This window comes from Pseudomonas sp. WHRI 8519 (genome assembly GCF_040224055.2).
GTDB classification, from domain to species: Bacteria; Pseudomonadota; Gammaproteobacteria; order Pseudomonadales; family Pseudomonadaceae; genus Aquipseudomonas; species Aquipseudomonas putida_X.
Genome location: NZ_CP167996.1, coordinates 4313457 through 4330727, shown reverse-complemented (window position 1 = coordinate 4330727; position 17271 = coordinate 4313457). Strand labels below are relative to the sequence as shown.

13 protein-coding genes are annotated in these 17271 nt (G+C 62.9%); 5 read left to right on the top strand and 8 right to left on the bottom strand.

What is annotated here, in order from left to right; all coding sequences use genetic code 11:
* Nucleotides 1–7: 7 nt before the first annotated feature.
* From ABRP30_RS19680 to puuE, 3 genes are read right to left on the bottom strand one after another with little or no spacing between them, the layout of a single operon-like run.
* Entirely contained in the window at nt 8–511 is a 504-nt protein-coding gene (locus ABRP30_RS19680) for an ureidoglycolate lyase (protein WP_012315446.1), read from the bottom strand.
* Between the two features lie 57 nt (nt 512–568).
* The gene (gene uraD / locus ABRP30_RS19675; RefSeq protein ID WP_241804519.1) at nt 569–1084 is read right to left on the bottom strand and encodes a 2-oxo-4-hydroxy-4-carboxy-5-ureidoimidazoline decarboxylase; all 516 of its coding nucleotides are present in this window, start codon (nt 1082–1084) and stop codon (nt 569–571) included.
* Nucleotides 1084–2010 carry an allantoinase PuuE gene (gene puuE, locus ABRP30_RS19670; RefSeq protein WP_027592956.1) on the bottom strand — a complete coding sequence of 309 codons (927 nt, stop codon included), beginning with the start codon at nt 2008–2010 and terminating at the stop codon, nt 1084–1086. Before puuE ends, uraD begins: the two co-directional genes overlap by 1 nt.
* A gap of 377 nt (nt 2011–2387) precedes the next feature.
* Here puuE and uraH point away from each other — a divergent pair, with 377 nt between their 5' ends.
* On the top strand, nt 2388–2741 hold the full coding sequence (gene uraH / locus ABRP30_RS19665; protein ID WP_012315443.1) for a hydroxyisourate hydrolase: 354 nt from the start codon (nt 2388–2390) through the stop codon (nt 2739–2741).
* Nucleotides 2742–3330: 589 nt separating this feature from the next.
* Here the strand turns inward: uraH and ABRP30_RS19660 are convergent.
* Nucleotides 3331–4680 (bottom strand): NCS2 family permease, encoded by a 1350-nt coding sequence (locus tag ABRP30_RS19660; protein WP_372490345.1) that lies wholly within the window; start codon nt 4678–4680, stop codon nt 3331–3333.
* A 284-nt stretch (nt 4681–4964) separates the two neighbouring features.
* Here ABRP30_RS19660 and ABRP30_RS19655 point away from each other — a divergent pair, with 284 nt between their 5' ends.
* On the top strand, nt 4965–5720 hold the full coding sequence (locus ABRP30_RS19655; RefSeq protein WP_241804518.1) for a GntR family transcriptional regulator: 756 nt from the start codon (nt 4965–4967) through the stop codon (nt 5718–5720).
* A 217-nt stretch (nt 5721–5937) separates the two neighbouring features.
* Nucleotides 5938–6636: an aquaporin Z gene (aqpZ, locus tag ABRP30_RS19650; protein ID WP_267817603.1), complete on the top strand. Its 699-nt coding sequence runs from the start codon at nt 5938–5940 to the stop codon at nt 6634–6636.
* Here the strand turns inward: aqpZ and guaD are convergent.
* The 4 genes from guaD to xdhA form a co-directional block, all read right to left on the bottom strand.
* On the bottom strand, nt 6633–7937 hold the full coding sequence (guaD, locus tag ABRP30_RS19645; RefSeq protein ID WP_267817601.1) for a guanine deaminase: 1305 nt from the start codon (nt 7935–7937) through the stop codon (nt 6633–6635). The genes aqpZ and guaD overlap by 4 nt on opposite strands.
* A 10-nt stretch (nt 7938–7947) precedes the next feature.
* The gene (gene xdhC, locus ABRP30_RS19640) at nt 7948–8793 is read right to left on the bottom strand and encodes a xanthine dehydrogenase accessory protein XdhC (RefSeq protein ID WP_267817599.1); all 846 of its coding nucleotides are present in this window, start codon (nt 8791–8793) and stop codon (nt 7948–7950) included.
* Between the two features lie 116 nt (nt 8794–8909).
* A complete protein-coding gene (xdhB, locus tag ABRP30_RS19635) occupies nt 8910–11309 on the bottom strand; it encodes a xanthine dehydrogenase molybdopterin binding subunit (protein WP_267817597.1) in 2400 nt (799 codons plus the stop codon).
* Nucleotides 11302–12756, bottom strand: a complete 1455-nt coding sequence (xdhA, locus tag ABRP30_RS19630) for a xanthine dehydrogenase small subunit (RefSeq protein WP_267817595.1) — start codon at nt 12754–12756, stop codon at nt 11302–11304. Before xdhA ends, xdhB begins: the two co-directional genes overlap by 8 nt.
* A 267-nt stretch (nt 12757–13023) precedes the next feature.
* On the opposite strand from xdhA, the gene ABRP30_RS19625 reads away from it, so the two are divergent.
* Both ABRP30_RS19625 and smc read left to right on the top strand, forming a co-directional pair.
* Entirely contained in the window at nt 13024–13683 is a 660-nt protein-coding gene (locus ABRP30_RS19625) for a GntR family transcriptional regulator (protein WP_267817593.1), read from the top strand.
* A 3-nt stretch (nt 13684–13686) separates the two neighbouring features.
* Nucleotides 13687–17175, top strand: coding sequence for a chromosome segregation protein SMC (gene smc, locus ABRP30_RS19620; RefSeq protein WP_349976137.1), 3489 nt, complete (start codon nt 13687–13689; stop codon nt 17173–17175).
* The last annotated feature ends 96 nt before the right edge of the window (nt 17176–17271 follow it).

Genomic DNA, 17271 nt, shown 5'->3' with positions numbered 1-17271 from the left:
CCTTTTCTTATTGGTGGGGATTGAGGATCAGCATCTGTTCCTCGGTGAAGTAATGCTCATCGCAGTTGTTGCCGGAACCACTGCGATCAACCACCAGGAAATCATCCCGCTTTTCGATCGTAAGCACCGGGTGGTGCCAAACGCCGCGATGGTAATTGACGCCCTGCCTGCCATTACTGCGGAAGGCACGGACCAAGCCTGATACAGGTGCATCGCCAACGGGCGCGACCACGATCAGAAAGGGGTTGCCGAGCAGCGGGATGAAAGCCTGGCTGCCCAGCGGATGGCGTTCCAGCATGCGCACGGTCAGCGGCATGTCCAGCGCGTCGGCGCGGAAGATGCTGATGATCGCTTTGTCTTCAGGCTCGGCGGTCTCGACCGTGGCGAGCTTGTGGAAGCGCATGGTCGAGCCGTTGTTGATCATGAAGTGGTCACTGCCGTCGGTTTCGATCACGTCACCGAAGGGGGCGAAGGCTTCTTTGGTCAGGGGCTCGATCATCAGGGTGCGCATGCGGTTATCTCTTCTATGTTCGTTGTTCTGGATAAAGCTGTGACGTTGCCGCGCCGGTTACAGCTGCAGCAGACGGAACAGGGCGATCAGGTTGATCTGCGCCAGGGCTTCCTTGAATTCGGCATCGCTGTCGTTGTGGATGCGTTTTTCGAAAGCGGCGAGGATCTGGTGCCGGTTGCTGCCCTTGACGGCCATGATGAACGGGAACTGGAACTTGGCCTTGTAGGCATCGTTCAGTTCGGTGAACCGGGCGAACTCTTCGGCGGTGCACTGGTGGATACCGGCGCCGGCCTGTTCGTTGGTGCTCGATTCGGTCAGCTCGCCCTGGATGGCGGCCTTGCCGGCCAGGTCCGGGTGAGCGTTGATCAGCGCCAACTGGTCGGCGTGGTTGGCACTGAGCAGGATGTCGCTCATGCGCTGGTGCAGCGCTTCGATCTCGTTCAGTTCCTCCAGCTGGCCCAGGTCGTAGGCTTTTTCGGCGACCCACGGCGAATGCTCGTAGATGTCGGCGAAGACCTTGACGAAGGTGTCACGGTCCAGGGTCGATGGCTTGAGGGTCTTGAAGGCGGTCATCAGGCGTTCTCTTTCTTGTACGGGTGGGTGGTGTGCCAGTGGCGGGCGATGTCCGCGCGACGGGCGAACCAGACCTGGTCATGGCTCTTGGCGTAGTCGACGAAACGCTTGAGCGCGGCCAGGCGCGCCGGGCGGCCGACCAGCCGGCAGTGCAGGCCGATGGACAGCATTTTCGGGGCTTCGGCGCCTTCGGCGTACAGCACATCGAAGGCGTCCTTGAGGTACTGGAAGAACTGCTCGCCGCAGTTGAAGCCCTGTACCTGGGTGAAGCGCATGTCATTGGTGTCCAGGGTGTAAGGGATCACCAGGTGCGGCTTGCCGGTCGGGTTGTTGGGTTCCCAGTAGGGCAGGTCGTCATCGTAGGTATCGCTGTCGTAGAGGAAGCCACCTTCCTCCATGACCAGGCGACGGGTATTGGGGCCGGTGCGGCCGGTGTACCAGCCAACCGGGCGCTCGCCGGTCAGTTCGGTGAGGATGCGGATGGCCTCGAGCATGTGCTCGCGCTCCTGGGCTTCATCCATGTTCTGGTAGTCGATCCAGCGGTAGCCGTGGCTGCAGATCTCGTGGCCGGCCTCGACCATGGCGCGGATCACGTCCGGGTGGCGCTGGGCGGCCATGGCTACGGCGAACACGGTCAGCGGTACACCGCTGTCCTTGAACAGCTTGAGCAGGCGCCATACGCCGGCACGGCTGCCGTATTCGTACAGCGACTCCATGCTCATGTTGCGCTGGCCCTGCAGTGGCTGGGCCGCGACCATTTCGGACAGGAAGGCTTCAGACTCTTTGTCGCCGTGCAGGATGTTGCGCTCGCCACCTTCTTCGTAGTTCAGGACGAAAGACAGCGCGATGCGAGCATTGCCCGGCCATTGCGGGTGAGGTGGGTTGTTGCCGTAACCGATCAGGTCGCGAGGGTAGTCAGCGCTCACTGCAGTCTTCCTTCTTGTGCGTTAGTGCGGGGTGTGGGCGGGCCGCGTCGGGATGTCGCACCACCGGATGGACTGATTGTATACAACTTCTGAAATCATTTGTAAGCCTGTTTTTCCGCATTTCTTCCCATTTGTCGCCTGAGAATCTGTTGCAAGAAACCTGCCTGATTGGTCAGTTAATCAGATTGGCAACGGCACAGCGCTTGATTTTGCGACTATTGACCGGTTTGACCGGGCCCTGGCGGAAGGGCTCAAAAAATTGTGTACAATCTTTCGATGAAATGTCTTAATAACGCTATTCCCGCCCGTCGCAGGTTGTTTGCCGTGCGGATGGCTGTGTATTTTTTGCCCACAGATTGAACAAGAGGCGACAAGCAATGGGACGTTTGACTACACACGTACTGGATGCAGCTCACGGTTGCCCGGGCAGCGCGATCAAGGTCGAGCTGTACCGTGTCGAAGGCCAGCAGCTTGAGCTGGTCAACACCGCCCTGACCAACAGTGACGGCCGCGTGGACGCGCCGCTGCTGCAGGGTGACGATTACCGTACTGGCGTTTACCAGCTGCAGTTCAGTGCTGGCGCCTACTACCGTGCTCGCGGCGTACAACTGCCGGAGCCGGCGTTTCTGGATGTTGTCGTGCTGCGCTTTGGCATCGACGAGAAGCAGGAGCACTACCATGTGCCGCTGCTGATCTCGCCGTATAGCTATTCGACCTATCGCGGGAGCTAGTTGGTCGCTAGAAGAATCTTCGTAGGTCCTTGGCCCGCTCTCACACTGGCGGGCTTTTTTTCGTCTGCTGTTTTGTGTTTCCCCTGCGCCCTCATCGCCGGCAAGCCGGCTCCCACCTGGATTGCGGCGGCTTTTAGCAATGGGTAAGCCCGTTGCTTCGATAGGTAAAACGCTGACCTGAAGAACACCGCGGTCGGGGTGGGAGCCGGCTTGCCGGCGATGGGCTGCGCAGCAGCCCCCTTAGCAGACCTGTATTAGCCCAAGCGCGCTCGGCGGGACCCGCGAGCATCTGGGTCCGCTTTGCGGCCCATCGCCGGCAAGCCGACTCCCACCTGGATTGCGGCGGCTTGTAGAAATGGATAATACCGTTGCTTGCACAGGTAAAACGCTGACCTGAAGAACACCGCGGTCGTGGTGGGAGCCGGCTTGCCGGCGATGGGCTGCGCAGCAGCCCCCTTAGCAGACCTGTATTAGCCCAAGCGCGCTCGGCGGGACCCGCGAGCATCTGGGGCCGCTTTGCGGCCGATCGCCGGCAAGCCGACAGCACAAAAAGGGCGCCGAAGCGCCCTGATCTGGTGCATGTGTCAGTTCAGAGGAACACGAACTTGGCAATGAAGATCGCGCACAGCACCCACAGGCTGGCCGAGATCTCTTTGTACTTGCCGGTACCGGCCTTCAGCGCCACGTAGGTGATGAAACCCAGGGCAATACCGTCTGCGACCGAGAAGGTCAGCGGCATCATGATCACCGTGACGATCGCCGGAATGCTGTCGGTGGCTTCATCCCAATGGATGTGCGCCATGCTGCCCATCATCAGCATGGCCACGTAAATCAGCGCACCCGCAGTCGCGTAGGCTGGAATCATCCCGGCGAGCGGTGCAAAGAACATCGCCGCCACGAACAACAGGCCAACCACCACCGCGGTCAGGCCAGTGCGGCCGCCTGCGGCAACGCCCGCGGCACTTTCCACATAGCTGGTTACCGGCGGCACGCCCACCACGGCACCGAACACGCTGGACGCGCTGTCCGCCTTCAATGCCTTCGACAGGCCTTCGATGCGGCCATCTGGCGCCACCAGGTTGGCCCGCTGGGCGACGCCCATCAAGGTACCGGCGGTGTCGAACATGTGCACGAAGAGGAACGCCAGCACCACGCTGATCATGCTCACGTTGAACACGCCGGCCACGTCCATGGCCATCCAGGTGGGTGCCAGGCTCGGCGGCATCGACATCACCCCGCCAAACTTCACCAGGCCCAGGCCCCAGCCGGCCAGGGTGACGCCGATGATGCTGATCAGGATGGCGCCGAACACGCGCTTGTAGCTGAGGATTGCAATCGACAGGAAGCACAGTGCCGCCAGCAAAGGGCCAGGCTCATGCAGCGAACCCAGCTTGATCAGCGTGGCGGGGCTGTCGACGATGATGCCTGCCGTCTTCAGGCCGATCAGCCCGAGAAACAATCCGACGCCGGCCCCCATGGCATGGCGCAGGCTGACCGGAATACTGTTCAGCAACCATTCGCGCACTTTCGACAAGGTCAGGAACATGAACAGCACGCCCGAGACGAACACCGCGCCCAGAGCCGTTTCCCAGTTGTAGCCCATGGTGCCGACCACGGTGTAGGTGAAGAAGGCGTTGAGCCCCATGCCTGGCGCCAGCCCCACTGGCCAGTTGGCATAAAGGCCCATCAGCAGGCAGCCCAGTGCCGCTGCGATGCAGGTGGCAACGAAGGCTGCGCCGTGATCGATGCCGGCGTCAGCCATGATGTTCGGGTTGACGAAGATGATGTACGCCATGGTGATGAAGGTGGTCACCCCGGCGATCATTTCGGTTTTGACGGTACTGCCGTGCTGCTTGAGTTTGAAAATCCGCTCCAGCCAGCTCGTTTCGAGCGGTGGAGCGAGATCCAGCGTAGGTGCGTCGGATTTGCGGCTTTCCACAGCGATACTCCTCAAGTCTTTCTTGTTGTTCTTGGAGCCAGTGACCTGCGCAATGCACTTGGCGGCTCCGCGAGGGATGGCAGACGTCTGACGCCGCTTTGTTGACTTACGGGTCAAGAAGTTGCCCGATGGATTATGCTTTTGTGTACAAAGAAAGCAAATAATGTTTTATTTTTTGTACGCATCATATGCCGCACATCAGCTATATAGATAAAACCCCACCTGCAGAAACGGCTCAGCTTGTGTACAATGCCGCCATACTTTCCTTCGTGCCTCGAGAGCCCATGAACGAACAGCTGCAACCTCTGAAGAAACCTGCGCGTGCCGGCAAGGCTGGCCGCAGCGGTACCCAGGACGATATCGTCTATGCGCACATCTTCGAGGCGATCCTCGAGCAGCGACTCGCACCGGGCACCAAGTTGAGCGAGGAAGCGCTGGGCGAGATATTCGGCGTCAGCCGCACCATCATCCGCCGTGCCCTGTCGCGCCTTGCCCACGAAAGCGTTGTGCTGCTGCGCCCCAACCGCGGTGCCGTGGTGGCCAGCCCGACGGTCGAAGAAGCCCGTCAGGTGTTCTTCTCGCGGCGCATGGTCGAACGCGCCATCACCGAACTGGCCGTGCAGCACGCCACCGTCGAGCAGCTCAACGAACTGCGGCATATGGTCCGTGAAGAGCGTGACAGCTTCTCGCGTGGTGATCGGGGGGCCGGCATCCGGCTGTCCGGGGAGTTTCACCTGAAGTTGGCCGAGGCGGCCGGCAATGCCCCGCTGGTCAGTTTCCAGCGCAGCCTGGTGTCGCAGACATCGCTGATCATTGCCCAATATGAGAGCGGCAACCGCTCGCACTGCTCGTATGACGAGCACATGCAACTGATCGATGCCATCGAGGCGCGTGATGCCGAGCAGGCGGTCAGCCTGATGATGCATCACATGGACCATATCGACAGCAAGCTCAACCTGGACGAGGAGAGCGCCTCGGACGACCTGCATGCGGTGTTTTCGCACCTGCTGAAAAAGCCCAAGGTCTCGCTGAAGGGTTGATCGTTTGCCTGGCTGAATGAGGGGCCGCTTCGCGGCCTGTCGCCGGCAATCCGGCTCCCGTGAGGTTGTGCGGGGGTCGCCTTGCCGGCGATGGGCGCCATGCGGCCCTCGTTGTTGCTGGTCATTGTTCAAAGGTCTGCTAAATTCTTGTGGGCAAACCTTCATCAAGCAGTTGGGCTTGCGCATCCGTTGCGTTCCACTTCTTGAGGAAAGGTCCATGACCATGTCTCTGGGTAAACGTATGGGTGCCGAGCTGATCGGCACCTTCTGGTTGGTACTCGGTGGCTGCGGCAGTGCGGTACTCGCAGCCAGCTCTCCCCTCGGCATCGGCGTTCTCGGTGTCGCCTTCGCTTTCGGTCTTACCGTCCTGACGATGGCATTCGCCATCGGCCACATCTCCGGTTGCCACCTGAACCCTGCCGTTTCCTTCGGGCTGGTAGTGGGCGGGCGTTTTCCGGCCAAGGAGTTGCTGCCATACGTGATCGCTCAGGTGATCGGTGCGATCATCGCGGCTGCGGTGATCTACTTCATTGCCAGCGGCAAGGCCGGCTTCGAATTGTCGGCGGGCCTGGCGTCCAATGGCTACGCCGACCACTCGCCAGGCGGTTACTCGCTGGGTGCGGGTTTTGTCAGTGAAGTGGTGATGACGGCGATGTTCCTGGTGGTGATCATGGGCGCAACTGACGCCCGGGCACCGGCGGGCTTTGCCCCCATCGCCATCGGCCTGGCCCTGACGCTGATCCACCTGATCTCGATCCCGGTGACCAATACCTCGGTCAACCCCGCGCGCAGCACGGGGCCGGCGCTGTTCGTCGGTGGCTGGGCCTTGCAGCAACTGTGGCTGTTCTGGCTGGCGCCGCTGATCGGAGCAGCGATCGGCGGCGCACTGTACCGGGGGTTGGCCAAAGCGCCTTAGCGCTGGTGCACGCAGCGGCCGGCGGCGTAGGTTTCGCGCACGGTGCGGTCGTCGCCCAGGGTGGCGAGCACGAACAAGGTCTCTTCGATGCTGCCCGACTGCTGGATACGGTAGTCGAGCAGCGGCGTGGCCTTGTAGTCGAGCACCACGAAGTCGGCATCGTTGCCGGGGCGCAGGCTGCCGATCCGGTCATCCAGGCGCAACGCACGGGCGCCGCCGAGGGTGGCCAGGTACAGCGATTTGTAGGGGTGCAGGCGCGCGCCCTGCAGCTGCATGACCTTGTACGCTTCGTTCAGGGTACTGAGCAGCGAGAAGCTGGTGCCGGCGCCGACGTCGGTGCCCAGGCCTACGTTTACCTTGAAGCGTTCGGCCTGGGGCAAGTTGAACAGGCCACTGCCCAGGAACAGGTTCGAGGTCGGGCAGAAGGCGATCGCCGAGCCGGTTTCGGACAGGCGTTGGCATTCGTCGTCGCACAGGTGCACGCCGTGGGCGAAAACGGAGCGCTCGCCGAGCAGTTCGAAGTGGTCGTAGACGTCCAGGTAACCTTTCTGCTCAGGGAACAGTTCCTTGACCCAGTCGATTTCCTTGAGGTTCTCGGACAGGTGCGTGTGCATGTAGACGCCCGGATGCTCCTTGAGCAACTGCCCGGCAAGCTTCAACTGCTGCGGGGTGCTGGTGGGGGCGAAGCGCGGGGTGACCGCGTAGTGCAGGCGGCCCTTGCCGTGCCAGCGCTCGATCAGCGCTTTGCTGTCGGTGTAGCTGGTTTCGGCGGTGTCGGTCAGGTAGTCGGGCGCGTTGCGGTCCATCATCACCTTGCCGGCGATCATCCGCAGGTCCAGGCGCTCGGCCTCCTCGAACAGTGCATTGACCGACTGCGGGTGCACACTGCCGAACACCAGGGCCGTGGTGGTGCCGTTGCGCAGCAGTTCCTTGAGGAAGATTTTCGCGACTTTGTCGGCGTGATCCTTGTCGGCGAACTGCCTTTCACAGGGGAAGGTATAGGTGTTGAGCCAGTCCAGCAGCTGTTCGCCATAGGAACCGATCATGCCGGTCTGCGGGTAATGGATGTGGGTGTCGATGAAGCCCGGGGTAATCAGGGCGTCCTGGTAATGCACCACTTCGATGTCGGCATCCAGCGTCGGCAGCAGTTCGCTGGCATGGCCCAGTGCACTGATGCGGCCATCGTCGATCACCAGCAGGCCGTCCTCGTAGTACTCATGGGACGCGTCCAGGCCCACCTCGGCCGGGTCAGCGATGCTGTGCAGGATGGCGGCACGGTAGGCTTTGCGGGTAGCGGTCATAACTCACTCGTCAATTGGCTTGGCTGCGCCGGGACGGCGGCAGCAGTTGGGCGATGGGGCCCGCATTGACGCCAGCGTCATGCTGGCCAAAGCAGGCGTTGTAGGTGGCAATGATTTCGCCGGCGATGGACACGGCGATCTCGATCGGCAACTTGCCCTTGACCTCGGCCAGGCCCATCGGGCAGCGCATGCGCGCCATCACGGTCTCGTCGAAGCCGCGCTCGCGCAGGCGGTGCTCGAACTTGACCCGTTTGGTCTTCGAGCCGATCAGGCCGAACCAGGTGAAATCGTTGCGCTTGAGAATGGCGGCGGTCAGCTCCAGGTCGAGCTGATGGTTGTGGGTCATGACGATGCAGTAGCAACCAGGTGGCAGCTCGGCCACTTCGTCGACCGGCTCCTCACTGACCACCTTGGTCACCCCGTTGGGGATGAGCTCGGGGAATTCCTGTTCTCGCGAATCGATCCAGCGCACCCGGCAGGGCAGGGCGGCGAGCAAGGGTACCAGAGCACGGCCGACATGGCCCGCGCCGAACACGGCGATTTGCGCCTGTACAGCGGTCATGGGCTCGAACAGCAGCACGGTGACGCCGCCACAGCACTGCCCGAGGCTGGCGCCGAGGCTGAAGCGCTCCAGGTGCGGCGTGCTGCGCTGCTCTTCAAGCATCTGCCGAGCGATGTGCAGGGCCTTGTATTCCAGGTGGCCGCCGCCGATGGTGTCGAACAGGCCGCTGGCACTGACGACCATTTTCGAGCCTGCGTTGCGTGGGGTCGAGCCGCGCTCCTCGATGATGGTCACCAGCACGCAGGCTTCGCCACGGGACTGGTGGTCGGCGAGGGCGTTGATCCATTGGTGCATGATGCAGTTCCTCATTCCAGGTGGCCTGTTCGAGCCTTGTCGCTGGCAAGCCTGGTGCCCGCAGGTACAGCGCAGGGCTTGCTGGCGACAGGGCCCGAACAGGCGCCCACCCAACCTCAGTGTGTGACGGTTTCCCGTTGCGGTTCTGCAGGCTCGGTGGCAGCCACCGCCTTGCGCATCTGCTCGCAGCCCCACAGCACCCGCTCCGGTGTCGCCGGTGCGTCGATGTTCGGTTGCAGGCGGTAACCGGCGATACTGGCCACGGCATCCTTGATCGCACACCAGGCGGCGATGCCGAGCATGAACGGTGGCTCGCCAACAGCCTTGGAGTGGAACACGGTGTCTTCCGGGTTCTTGCGGTTTTCCACCAGCTTTACCCGCAGGTCCAGCGGCATGTCGGCCACGGCCGGGATCTTGTAGCTGGCCGGGCCATTGGTCATCAGCTTGCCCTTGCTGTTCCACACCAGCTCTTCGGTGGTCAGCCAACCCATGCCCTGGATGAAGCCGCCTTCCACCTGGCCAATGTCGATGGCCGGGTTCAGCGAATCGCCGACGTCGTGGAGGATGTCGGCGCGCAGCATCTTGTACTCGCCGGTCAGGGTGTCGACGATCACTTCCACGCAGGCGGCGCCGAAGGCGAAGTAGTAGAACGGCCGGCCGCGTGCCTGGCTGCGGTCGTAGAAGATCTTGGGCGTGCGGTAGAAGCCGGTACTCGACAGGGAGACCTGGGCGAAGTACGCCTGCTGCACCAGTTGTTCGAAGCTGACGATCTGGTCGCGCACGCGCACATGGCCGTTACGGAACTCGACATCTTCCTCGGTGACCTGATAATGCCGCGCGGCAAACTCGGTCAGGCGCTTTTTGAGAATCTCGGCCGCATTCTGCGCCGCTTTGCCGTTCAGGTCGGCGCCGCTGGAGGCTGCGGTCGGCGAGGTGTTGGGCACCTTGTCGGTATTGGTGGCGGTAATCTGGATGCGGCTGAAATCAACCTGGAAAATCTGCGCCACGACTTGGGCCACCTTGGTGTTCAGGCCCTGGCCCATCTCGGTGCCGCCGTGGTTCAGGTGGATGCTGCCATCGGTGTAGATGTGAATCAGCGCACCGGCCTGGTTGAGGAAGGTGGCGGTGAACGAGATGCCGAACTTGACCGGGGTCAGCGCCAGGCCCTTCTTGAGGACCGGGCTGTTGGCGTTGAACCGGCGGATCGATTCGCGGCGTTCTGCGTAGTCGCTGCTGGCTTCCAGCTCGGCGGTCATCTCCTCGAGCATGTTGTGCTCGACGGTCTGGTAATAGTGGGTGACGTTGCGCTCGGTCTTGCCGTAGTAGTTGGCCTTGCGCACGGCCAGCGGGTCGCGCCCCAGATGGCGGGCGATGTGGTCCATCACCTGCTCGATGGCAACCATGCCCTGTGGGCCGCCGAAGCCGCGGTAGGCGGTGTTGGAGGCGGTGTTGGTCTTGCAGCGGTGGCCGTGCACGGTGGCATCGCCCAGGTAGTAGGCGTTGTCGGAATGGAACATGGCACGGTCGACGATCGAACCGGAAAGGTCGGGCGAGTAGCCGCAGTTACCGGCCAGGTCCATGTCGATGCCCTGCAGGCGCCCTTCGTCATCGAAGCCGACGTCGTACTCGACATAGAAGGGGTGGCGTTTGCCGGTCATCATCATGTCTTCGACGCGCGGCAGGCGCATCTTGGTCGGCTGGCCGGTCAGGCGTGCGATCACGGCGCACAGGCAGGCCGGGCTGGCGGCCTGGGTTTCCTTGCCGCCGAAACCGCCGCCCATGCGGCGCATGTCGAGCACCACCTTGTTCATCGGCACGTCCAGCACTTCGGCGACGAGCTTCTGCACTTCGGTAGGGTTTTGCGTGGAGCAGAAGACGATCATGCCGCCGTCTTCGGTGGGCATCACCGAAGAAATCTGCGTCTCCAGGTAGAAATGCTCCTGGCCACCGATATGCAGGGTGCCCTGCAGGCGGTGCGGGGCGCTGGCCAGGGCAGTGGCCGAATCACCGCGCTGGTGAGTGTGGCTGTCGAGTACGAAGTGCTTCTTGCGCAGCGCCTCGACCACGTCCAGTACCGGCTCCAGGTCTTCGTATTCAATGATCGCCGCCATGGCGGCACGGCGCGCGGTGTCCAGGTCGCGCGCGGCCACGGCTAGCACCGGCTGGCCGAAGAACTCGACCTTGTCGATGGCCAGCAGCGGGTCACCGGCCACCACCGGGCCAATGTCCTTGAGGCCTGGGATGTCTTCATGGGTGATGGCGATGCGCACCCCTTCGAAGGCATAGCACGGCGTGGTGTCGATGCGCAGGATGCGGGCGTGGGCACGGTCGGCGGTGCGCGCATAGACGTGCAACTGGTTGGGGAATTCCAGGCGGTCGTCGATATACACCGCTTCGCCTGCCACATGCTTGTCGGCGCTGTCGTGCTTGACGCTGCGGCCGACCCCGGTGGTCAGGTCCTGGCTGAACAGTTCGGCCATCTCGGCCTGGCTCTTGACGGCGTGATGGTTAGACATAGTCGGTCACCCGGGTTTCGATGTGCGGCGTTTGCTGTTCGATGAAGTACTTGCGCAGCAGGTTCTGCGCGGTCAGCAGGCGGTATTCCTTGCTGGCGCGGAAGTCGCTGAGCGGGGTGAAGTCCTCGGCCAGGGCCTGGCAGGCGCGCTCCAGGCTCGCCTGGTTCCACGGCTTGCCGCGCAGGGCAGCTTCACAGGCGCGGGCACGTTTGGGGATCGCGGCCATGCCACCGAAGGCGATGCGTACCCCGCTGACCACGCCGTCTTCGATGCTCAGGTTGAAGGCGCCACACACAGCCGAGATGTCGTCATCCAGGCGCTTGGAGACTTTATAGGCGCGGAAGGCCCAGTCATTGCTGGCGCGCGGTACGATGATCTTCTCGATGAATTCGCTGTCCTGGCGGGCAGTGATGCGGTAGTCGATGAAGTAGTCCTCCAGCGGCATCGTACGCTGGCGCTCGCCCTGGCGCAGCACGATCTGCGCATCGAGGGCGATCAGCAAGGGCGGTGAGTCGCCAATCGGTGAGGCGTTGCCGATGTTGCCGCCCAGGGTGCCCTGGTTGCGGATCTGCAGCGATGCAAAGCGGTGCAGCAAGTCGCCGAAATCAGGGTATTCCTCGTTGAGCGCGCCATAGCAATCGGTCAGCGGTGTGGCAGCGCCGATTTCCAGGTGGCTGGCGGTCTTGTCGATGCGTTTGAGTTCGGCCACGTGGCCGACGTAGATCATCACCGGCAAAGTCTTGTGGAACTGGGTGACCTCCAGCGCCAGGTCGGTGCCACCGGCCAGCAAGCGCGCTTCGGGGTGCGAGCTGTAGAGGTCGGCCAAGTCGGCTACGGTCAGCGGCACCAGGCAGCGTTTGTCGCCGCTGTTGAGCTCGCCGGTCTGGGTCGGCTCGATGGCTTTGAGGCGGCTGATGGTCTGGGCTTTCTGCGCGTCGAACTGATCGCGGCACGGCTGGCGGCAGCTCTGTTCGGCGGCATCGAGAATCGGCCGGTAGCCAGTGCAGCGGCACAGGTTGCCCGCCAGCGCTTCCTGGGCCTGATGCAGGTCGTGGCCCTGGCTGTTCTTCTGCAGGGCGAATAACGACATGACGAAGCCTGGGGTACAGAAGCCGCATTGCGAACCATGGCAGTCGGCCATGGCTTGTTGCACGCTGTGCAGTTCGCCCTGGTGCTTGAGGCCCTCGACGCTGATCAGCTGCTTGCCATGCAGCGACGAAACGAAGGTCAGGCAGGAGTTGAGGCTGCGGTAGCGCAGGCTGTCCTGGCCTTGATCATCCTGGGTCAGCTCGCCGACCACCACGGTGCAGGCGCCACAGTCGCCGCTGGCGCAGCCTTCTTTGGTGCCGGGTTTGCCCAGGTGCTCACGCAGGTACTGCAGCACCGTCATGTTCGGGTCCAGGGCGTGCTCGCTGCGCAGCTCCTGGTTGACGAGAAACTGGATCACGGGGATGGCCTCGCAATGGTTTTATTGTTGTTGAGCGGACAATAAGCAGAGCTGACACGCTGGTCAATAATTTTCTGACTTAAGGGTCAAGAAATTCTCCGCACGAAGGTCTGGCCGCCCAGCCTGCCCATATATAAAGCATAGATCGGGCCGCCTTGACCGTTGCCTGGCAGCATAAATAAAGGCTGTCGCCCCTCTGCGCGACGGCTGGCCAAGTGCGCTACAATCGCCCACTTGTGCCCAGTTCAATGATTTCGAAGGAAAACCATGACGTTCAAGGCGCCGGACAGCCTCTCCGAGCAGATCGCCGACTACCTGGCCGAACGCATCATCCGCGGCGAGCTCGCGCCGGGTGAGCGCATCCAGGAGCAGAAGGTCACCCAGGCGCTGAATGTCAGCCGCGGCTCGGTGCGTGAAGCGTTGTTGATCCTCGAACGTCGCCATCTGGTTGCGATCCTGCCGCGCCGCGGCGCTCATGTGACCCGGCTCGACGAACGCAGTGTGCGCAGCCTGTGTGCCCTCATGGGCGAGTTCTACATCCTGCTGGGTAATGCCGTTGCCCAGAAATGGCGCCTCGATGCAGACCTGCGCCCGTTTCTGGACATCCAGCAACGCCTGCAGCAGGCCCGTGAACGGGGTGACATCAAGGCCTTCGTCGCCGACAGTTTTGCTGTAATGCGCGCCGCCTATCCGTTCGCCGACAATCCTTACCTGCAGGAAACCGTCGAAAACCTGCAGCCGGCCATGAGCCGAGCCTATTACCTGGCCCTCGATCAGCGCCAAGCCAACATGCTCGATTACCTAGACCTGTTCGCCCACCTGCTAGACGCCGTGGTGGCCCGTGAACTGCCGCGCATCCGCGAGGTACTCACCGCCTATTGCCAGCGCAGTTGCGAGCTGGTGCTGGCGGCGCTGGCCCGAGGCTGACCGATGCGCCTGAAGTGCATTCGCCTGGCTGGGTTCAAGTCGTTCGTTGACCCCACCACCGTCAATTTCCCCAGCAACATGGCCGCCGTGGTCGGCCCCAATGGTTGCGGCAAGTCCAACATCATCGATGCGGTGCGCTGGGTGATGGGCGAAAGCTCGGCGAAGAACCTGCGCGGTGAGTCGATGACCGATGTCATCTTCAACGGCTCCACCAGCCGCAAGCCGGTCAGCCAGGCCAGCATCGAGCTGGTCTTCGACAACAGCGAGACCACGCTGCTGGGCGAATATGCCGCCTACGCGGAAATCTCCATCCGCCGCAAGGTCACCCGTGATGGGCAGAACACCTATTACCTGAACGGCACCAAATGCCGCCGCCGCGACATCACCGACATCTTCCTCGGCACTGGCCTGGGCCCGCGCAGCTACTCGATCATCGAACAGGGCATGATCTCCAAGCTGATCGAGGCCAAGCCCGAGGAGCTGCGCAACTTCATCGAGGAGGCGGCGGGCATCTCCAAGTACAAGGAGCGCCGCCGCGAGACCGAGAGCCGCATCCGCCGCACCCAGGAGAACCTGGCGCGCCTGACCGACCTGCGCGATGAGCTTGAGCGCCAGCTCGAACGCCTGCACCGCCAGGCGCAGGCCGCTGAGAAATACCGTGAGTACAAGGCGCAGGAACGTCAGCTCAAAGCACGTCTGGCGGCGCTTCGCTGGCGTGATCTGGATGAGCGTGTACGCCAGCGCGAGTCGGTGATCGGCGATCAGGATGTGGCCCATGAGGCGCTGGTGGCCGAACAGCGCAACGCCGATGCGAGCATCGAGCGGCTGCGTGACGGCCATCATGAGCTGTCCGAGCGCTTCAACCAGGTGCAGGGCCGCTTCTATTCGGTGGCCGGCGACATCGCCCGGGTCGAGCAGAGCATTCAGCATGGGCAGCAGCGCCTGCGCCAATTGCAGGATGACCTGAAGGAAGCCGAGCGCACGCGCCAGGAAACCGAGTCACACCTTGGGCATGACCGCACCCTGCTGGCGACCCTCGGTGAAGAGCTGGCGATGCTCGAACCGGAGCAGGAAATGACCCTGGCCGCAGCCGAAGAGGCTGCCGCCACCCTCGAAGAGGCCGAGCTGGGCATGCACGGCTGGCAGGAGCAGTGGGACAGCTTCAACACCCGCTCTGCCGAGCCGCGGCGCCAGGCCGAAGTGCAGCAGTCGCGCCTACAGCAACTTGAAGCCAGCCTGGAGCGCTTGGCCGAGCGCCAGCGCAAGTTGGGTGAGGAACGCGACCAGTTGGGCGCTGACCCGCAGGAAAGCGCCATGCTGGAGCTGTCCGAGCAGTTGGCTGCCAGCGAGATGCTGCTTGAAGAGCTGCAGTTGTCCGAAGAACAGGTGGTCGAGCGCCTGGAGGGCCTGCGCGCGCAATTGCAGCAGGCGACCCAGGCTCAGCAGCAACAGCAAGGCGACTTGCAGCGCCTGGGCGGCCGCCTGGCATCCCTGGAGGCGTTGCAACAGGCTGCGCTCGAACCCGGTGCAGGGGCTGCCGACTGGTTGCGCGAGCAAGGGCTGGAGCAGCGGCCACGCCTGGCGCAAGGGCTGCGTGTGGAGCCGGGTTGGGAGCTGGCGGTGGAAACCGTATTGGGCGCTGACCTGCAAGCGGTGCTGGTGGACGGCTTCAACGGCTTGGATTTTGCCGGGCTGGAGCAAGGCGAGTTGCGTCTGTTGGTGGCGGGGCAGGAAGGTGCGCGCCGGCCCGGCAGCTTGCTCGACAAGGTCGAGGGGCACACCGACCTGGCCCCTTGGCTGGCCCAGGTGCGGCCAGTCGAAGACCTGGCTCAAGCCCTCGCTGAGCGCGCCGGCCTTGGCGAAGGCCAGAGCCTGGTCAGCCGCGACGGCTACTGGGTTGGGCGGCATTTTCTGCGCGTCAGCCGCGGCAGCGAAGCCCAGGGTGGGGTGCTGGCGCGGGCGCAGGAAATCGAGCGCCTCGGCCAGGAACAGCTGGAGCTGGAAGCTACGCTGGAGCACACGGAGCAGCAGCTGCAAGCCTTGCGTGAGCAGCAACTGGGCCTGGAAGAGCAGCGCGAGCAGCTACGCCGGCGCACCCAGGAAGAAAGCCGCCAGCATGGCGAGTTCAAGGCCAGCCTTTCGGCAGGCCGGGCCCGTGCCGAACAGGTCGAGCTGCGTCGGCGCCGTCTGCAGGAAGAATTGAGCGAACTTCAGGAGCAGCGCGCCCTGGAGCAGGAGCAACTGGGCGAAGCCCGCCTGGTGCTGCAGGAGGCCCTGGACCTGATGGCCCAGGACACCGAGCAACGCGAACAGTTGATGGCCCGCCGCGATACCTTGCGCGAAGGCCTTGACCGGGTCCGCCAAGAGGCTCGCCAGCACAAGGATCATGCCCACCAGTTGGCTGTGCGCCTGGGTTCGCTGCGCGCCCAGCACGACTCGACCCGCCAGGCACTGGAGCGCCTGGAGCTACAGGCGGCCCGCCTGAGCGAGCGGCAGGAGCAGTTGAGCCTGAACCTGGAAGAGGGCGAGGCGCCGCTGGAAGAGCTGCGCCTGAAGCTGGAAGAACTGCTTGAGCGGCGCATGAGCGTCGACGAAGAAATGCGCCAGGCGCGCCTGCACATGGACGACGCCGATCGCGCCCTGCGCGACGCCGAAAAGCGCCGCACCCAGGCCGAGCAGCAGGCGCAGTTGCTGCGCGGCCAGCTCGAGCAGCTGCGCCTGGAGTGCCAGGGGCTCGATGTGCGGCGCAAGACCTTGCAGGAGCAATTATTGGCCGACGGCTACGACCTGCAGGGTGTGCTTGCCACTGTCGAGGCCGAGGCCAGCCAACAGGGCACCGAGCAGGAGCTGGAGCAGATCGACGCCCGTATTCAGCGCCTGGGCGCGATCAACCTGGCTGCGATCGAGGAGTACGAACAGCAATCCGAGCGCAAGCGCTACCTCGATGCCCAGGACGCCGATCTGGTCGAGGCGCTGGAGACGCTGGAAAACGTCATCCGCAAGATCGACAAGGAAACCCGCACCCGCTTCAAGGATACCTTTGATCAGATAAATGCCGGATTACAGGCACTTTTCCCAAAAGTTTTCGGTGGTGGCAGCGCTTATCTGGAACTGACGGGCGAAGATTTACTCGATACAGGGGTGACGATCATGGCGCGCCCGCCTGGCAAGAAGAACAGCACCATCCATCTGCTGTCCGGCGGCGAGAAGGCACTGACCGCATTGGCGCTGGTGTTTGCCATTTTCAAGCTGAACCCCGCACCGTTCTGCATGCTCGACGAGGTCGATGCGCCGCTGGACGATGCCAACGTCGGCCGGTATGCCCGGTTGGTCAAGGAGATGAGTGAAAGCGTGCAGTTCATCTACATCACGCACAACAAGATTGCCATGGAGATGGCGGATCAATTGATGGGGGTGACCATGCACGAGCCTGGGTGTTCACGTCTCGTTGCAGTGGATGTGGAGGAGGCACTGGCCATGGTTGACGCCTGATGAGCCAAGAGAAGGCGGAATGTGCAGGTAAATGCCCCCGCCATGTGCGACAGACGGTGTAAAGTTGTCTTTGGTCGTGCTAGCTTAATGTCACTC

Coding starts and splice junctions, on each gene's coding strand:
- ABRP30_RS19680 (WP_012315446.1), bottom strand. CDS start 511: ATGCGCACCCTGATGATCGAGCCCCTGACCAAAGAAGCCTTCGCCCCC.
- uraD (WP_241804519.1), bottom strand. CDS start 1,084: ATGACCGCCTTCAAGACCCTCAAGCCATCGACCCTGGACCGTGACACC.
- uraH (WP_012315443.1), top strand. CDS start 2,388: ATGGGACGTTTGACTACACACGTACTGGATGCAGCTCACGGTTGCCCG.
- ABRP30_RS19655 (WP_241804518.1), top strand. CDS start 4,965: ATGAACGAACAGCTGCAACCTCTGAAGAAACCTGCGCGTGCCGGCAAG.
- aqpZ (WP_267817603.1), top strand. CDS start 5,938: ATGACCATGTCTCTGGGTAAACGTATGGGTGCCGAGCTGATCGGCACC.
- guaD (WP_267817601.1), bottom strand. CDS start 7,937: ATGACCGCTACCCGCAAAGCCTACCGTGCCGCCATCCTGCACAGCATC.
- xdhC (WP_267817599.1), bottom strand. CDS start 8,793: ATGCACCAATGGATCAACGCCCTCGCCGACCACCAGTCCCGTGGCGAA.
- xdhB (WP_267817597.1), bottom strand. CDS start 11,309: ATGTCTAACCATCACGCCGTCAAGAGCCAGGCCGAGATGGCCGAACTG.
- ABRP30_RS19625 (WP_267817593.1), top strand. CDS start 13,024: ATGACGTTCAAGGCGCCGGACAGCCTCTCCGAGCAGATCGCCGACTAC.
- smc (WP_349976137.1), top strand. CDS start 13,687: ATGCGCCTGAAGTGCATTCGCCTGGCTGGGTTCAAGTCGTTCGTTGAC.